The sequence below is a fragment of the Hydrogenivirga sp. genome, from assembly GCF_056450045.1.
The window spans coordinates 1-4,410 of sequence record NZ_JBWONM010000142.1; the positions used below are offsets into that span (position 1 = coordinate 1).

Sequence of the window (4,410 nt, forward strand, 5' to 3'; positions counted from 1 at the left end):
CAACAGCTATCTCAACTCCCGTCCGGGAAGGTATGTTGTAGATAAGGATCGGTATATCAACCTCCTCCGCAACGGTGGCGAAGTGCCTGTAAAGACCCTCCTGAGTAGGCTTGTTGTAGTAGGGAACCACAAGGAGGGCTCCGTCCGCACCCACCTCCTTGGCGTGGGCGGTAAGGTGGACAGCTTCATGGGTTGCGTTCGCTCCAGTTCCCGCTATGACCTTTATCCTTCCATCAGCGTGCTTTACCGCAAACTCAACGACCCTGTCGTGTTCCTCAAAAGTAAGCGTGGGGGACTCTCCCGTCGTACCGCATACCAGCACTGCGTCGGTTCCGTTGTCAACGTGGAAGTCTATGAGCTTGCCGAGGGACTCGTAGTCAACTTCGCCTTCCTTGTAGGGTGTTATGAGGGCAACTATTGAACCTTCAAACATGGGAATAATTTTAACCCGAATTCGGTAAAATAGAAGCTGATGAAGGAGATAAGGGGAAAGAGGCTCACCCTCCTGATAAAGGAGGATGATATAGACAGAAGGGTGAGAGAGCTCGGGAGGGAGATAGGAGAGGAGTTCAGGGGAGATGAGGACTTCGTTGTGATCGGGCTTCTCAAGGGAGCCTTCGTCTTCATGGCAGACCTCATAAGGTGCATTGACCTCCCTCTGAGGGTGGACTTCCTCTGGGTATCAAGCTACGGGGACAGTATGGAGAGCTCTGGGAACATAAGGATAGTGAAGGATATTGATACGGACATAGAGGGAAAGAGTGTTCTCCTTGTTGACGACATCCTTGACACGGGTCTGACCCTGAAGGAGATACATGAGTTTCTGAGCCTGAAGAACCCCAAGAAGCTGAAAACCTGCGTCTTCTTGGACAAGAAGGAGAGGAGAAAGGTTGAGTTTGGAGCGGACTTCGTCGGCTTTGAAGTTCCCGACAAGTTCCTCGTTGGCTACGGTCTTGACTGGGGTGAGCTGGGCAGGAACCTTCCGGGTGTCTATGCGGTTGAAGATTGATATACGAAAACTCTGTTCTTTCCTCGCTCCTTAGCTATGTACATTGCCCTGTCAGCCCTGTTTATCAGCCTATCGGGCTCATCATCCTCAGAGAGCTGAACCAAGCCTATGCTGACGGTTGTCCGTACCCTCTCAACCCTAAGCTCCTCCATACCTCTTCTTATCTTCTCAGCCACCTGTAGCCCCTCCTCAAGAGAAAGCCCCGGCATGAGGATAAGGAACTCTTCCCCGCCCCAACGTGCCACCACATCCGACTTCCTCAGGTTCTTAGTAAGGAACTCAGAGAACTTCTTGAGGACCATATCTCCTGTGCAGTGTCCGTAGGTGTCGTTTATCTTCTTGAAGTTATCAATGTCAATCATCATCAGGGTAAGGGGTAAGCCGTACCTCTTTGCCTTGTACACCTCTTCCTCCACAAGCTCCTGCATACGTCTCCTGTTGAGGACCCCCGTCAGGCTGTCCTTTGCGGCGAGCTCCTCAAGGACCCTGTTAGCCTCCTTCAGCTCCTTAGTTATTGAGTTCACCAAAGACACGAGGGCTCTAAACCTGACAGCCTCCCTATCGGAGCCCCTGTCCACCCTTATCTCTGAAGGCTTCCTCTTAACCCTGCTCTCGGACAAAGAAAGCAGCGTTAGGGTGTAGTTGAAGAAGGACTTCTTATCTCCTTCGGAGAAGAACTCTCCGTAGGTCATAAAGCCTGCCACCGGTGCAATGCCTTGAAGGTAAACGGTTTCAGCCTCAGAGCCCTTTCCCATGAGGTAGCTTTTTGCCGCGCAGGTGTATGCAAACATGCCCTCAACGGGAACATCCTTAAGAAGCTCCAGAGCTCTGTCAGCTCCCTCAACCATAGCCTTCGTGTCCCATATACTGAACCTCACCCTCTCACCCTCCCTTATCTCCCCCTCATACCTCATAGCACCGCTCTCATCTATACCCAAACATGCCCGTGCCATAAGCACGCCGTCCCTCTCAAGGACAAGGGGGAACTCAATAGCCACGTGGGGAAGCAGCTCCTCAGCATCCTCCCCGAGATACTCCTTGTATATCTCAACGGCGGGTTTGCCCTCAATCTCGTAAACCCTGTTGCCCTCAGCCCTTGTTACCCTCATCTCCTTTCCGAGGGGAATCCAGGCTAAGTTGTAGAAGGTCTGAACGGAGAGCTCATCACCGTACACGCAGGCACACACCCCTCCTCTCTTAGAGAGGAAATCCTGAGTAAAGATGTAAGTCCCAGAAAAGGTGAACATATCTCCAGCCAGACCTCCCGCCAGGGGAACTTCGGGACACACGCCGTTAAAGCCCTCTACTATGGAGTCTCCATCGGAGTTGAGCCCGTCAGCGAAAGATACCATGACCTTAGCGTCCTCTTTATAGAGGATATCGGCAAGCTCCTTCCCCAGCCTATAGGAATCTCCCTCAGAGGAAGAGGCTACCCTAACCCTTGAGCTCTCAAAGACCGATATGGAGATAACGGTGGAGTGTTCAAGGAGCCTTCCGTTGAATATCTCACCGCCGGTGGTTGTACCTATAACGCCCGCATCTCTGAAGCAACTTCTAAGCTCCCTTTGGAGCTTCCTTATAAAGGGCTCATCGTTTATGCCTGTAAATACCTGAACTAGAACAGCATCGCTGTCCTCTATCCCTTTTTTCTCAACGAACCTCTTTAGGTCTCCCTCCTTCTTGTACAATAGGTTATGAACCTTCATTCCCTTAATTTAAACCGGAGGTCTCAGGATGAAAGCGGTAGTTCTGGAAAACTTCGGTGGTCCCGAAAACCTGAGGTTTGTTGAGGACTTTCCAAAGCCCGAACCAAGGGAGGACGAAGTTCTGATCAGGGTGAAGGCTGTGGCACTGAATCACCTTGACATATGGGTTAGGATGGGAGCCTTGGCTGTAAAGCCCGAACTCCCCCATATCCTCGGCTCTGACGTGAGCGGGGTTGTGGAGAAGGTTGGAAAGCTCGTCAGGAATGTTGAGGAAGGGGAGGAGGTTATCGTAGCCCCCGGCCTGTCCTGTGGGGTGTGTTACGAGTGCCAGTCGGGAAGGGACAACCACTGCAGGGAGTACGATATACTCGGGCTAAAAAGCAGGGGAGGTTATGCTGAGTACGTCAGCGTGCCAGCAAGGAACGTTATAAGAAAGCCTAAGAACCTGAGCTTCGTTGAGGCTGCGAGCTTCCCCTTGACCTTCCTAACCGTATGGAACGCCCTCGTCAAGAAGGGGGAGTTGAAACCCCATACGAGGGTCCTTATATGGGGTGGTTCTTCGGGAGTGGGCGTGGCTGGAATTCAGGTCGCGAAGATGTTCGGTGCCTTCGTGATAGCAACGGCGGGAAGTGAGGAGAAGGCAAGAAGGTGCAGAGAGCTCGGGGCAGACCTCGTGATAGACCATTACAAGGAAGACGTTGTGAAGAGGGTCAGGGAGGTCTTCAGAGAAGGTGTTGACCTGGTCATGGACCACGTCGGTAGCGCTACCTTTGAGAAGAGCATAGGAGTCCTCAGGAGGGGCGGCAGGCTCGTCTTCTTCGGAACGACCACGGGAAGCGAGGCAAGGATAGACATAAGGTACATATTCGTCAGGGAGATAGCCCTCCAGGGGGTTTACATGGGAAGCAGGGCGGACCTTTTTAAGATAAGTGAGCTCTTTGAGAGGGGTTTGCTAAAGCCCGTTGTTGACAGGGTCTTTGAGTTAAGGGAGGCTCCTAAGGCTCACAGGTACCTTGAGGAGTCAAGGCACTTCGGTAAGGTTGTCCTGAAGGTGGATTAGGATAGAGCCTTCCTTATTGCTGATAGGGCTATACCTATCCTGTTCTTCATCTTATCCTTCTCCTTTTCCTCGGAGAAGAAGGAGAGTATCTCCTCCTCTGTTGGGGGCTTACCCGTCTCCTTCAGCCTCTCACAGGCGTAGTCTGTCACGGCAAGGAGCTTCTTGCACCGCTTGGTTGCGTTAAACTTGCAGTCAACCACCCTTCCCTTCTCTTCCCTTATATAGACGGTTACCCTATGGACGCCTTCGGCGTGGCTTCCGGACTTACCCGGTACCTCTTCCTCGGTGGTAAAGTTCTTCAGACCACCCTTTACGTACTCAGAGACCTTCATGGCAATGGATTATACCAGCTTGAGTTCCATCTGGAGTGCCGTTTCTCCGTCTGAGTAGAACTTAGGTCTCTCACGGACTATCTCAAAGCCCATGGACCTGTAGAGGTTTATAGCGGGCAGGTTTGACTTCCTGACATCAAGCTGCAGGGTCGTAGCCTTACCGCTCAGGAGGTTTACTATCTCGGAGAGGAGATACCTGCCCAGACCCCTGTTCCTGTAGTCCGGGTCTATGGCAAAGGTCATCAGGAAGGCTTCCTCCTTTATAAGCCAGAGGATGCTGTACCCTACCACCCTGCCCTCCAG

General features: G+C 52.2%; 6 protein-coding genes. 2 read left to right on the top strand and 4 right to left on the bottom strand.

Annotation, left to right across the window (positions count from 1 at the left end):
* The coding region (dapA, locus tag AC1HCM_RS05920) for a 4-hydroxy-tetrahydrodipicolinate synthase (protein ID WP_479460847.1) at positions 1-433 on the bottom strand (433 nt) is incomplete at its 3' end.
* Between the two features lie 39 nt (positions 434-472).
* Here dapA and hpt point away from each other — a divergent pair.
* Positions 473-1,009, top strand: a complete 537-nt coding sequence (hpt, locus tag AC1HCM_RS05925) for a hypoxanthine phosphoribosyltransferase (RefSeq protein WP_479460848.1) — start codon at positions 473-475, stop codon at positions 1,007-1,009.
* On the opposite strand, the gene AC1HCM_RS05930 is transcribed toward hpt, so the two are convergent.
* A complete protein-coding gene (locus AC1HCM_RS05930; RefSeq protein ID WP_479460849.1) occupies positions 991-2,715 on the bottom strand; it encodes a sensor domain-containing diguanylate cyclase in 1,725 nt (574 codons plus the stop codon). The genes hpt and AC1HCM_RS05930 overlap by 19 nt on opposite strands.
* Before the next feature lie 28 nt (positions 2,716-2,743).
* On the opposite strand from AC1HCM_RS05930, the gene AC1HCM_RS05935 reads away from it, so the two are divergent.
* On the top strand, positions 2,744-3,775 hold the full coding sequence (locus tag AC1HCM_RS05935; RefSeq protein ID WP_479460850.1) for a zinc-binding dehydrogenase: 1,032 nt from the start codon (positions 2,744-2,746) through the stop codon (positions 3,773-3,775).
* On the opposite strand, the gene AC1HCM_RS05940 is transcribed toward AC1HCM_RS05935, so the two are convergent.
* Both AC1HCM_RS05940 and AC1HCM_RS05945 read right to left on the bottom strand, forming a co-directional pair.
* Complete coding sequence (locus tag AC1HCM_RS05940; protein WP_479460851.1) at positions 3,772-4,107, bottom strand: nicotinate phosphoribosyltransferase; 336 nt, start codon at positions 4,105-4,107, stop codon at positions 3,772-3,774. The genes AC1HCM_RS05935 and AC1HCM_RS05940 overlap by 4 nt on opposite strands.
* A gap of 9 nt (positions 4,108-4,116) precedes the next feature.
* A partial coding sequence (locus AC1HCM_RS05945; RefSeq protein ID WP_479460852.1) for a GNAT family N-acetyltransferase occupies positions 4,117-4,410 on the bottom strand: 294 nt, incomplete at its 5' end.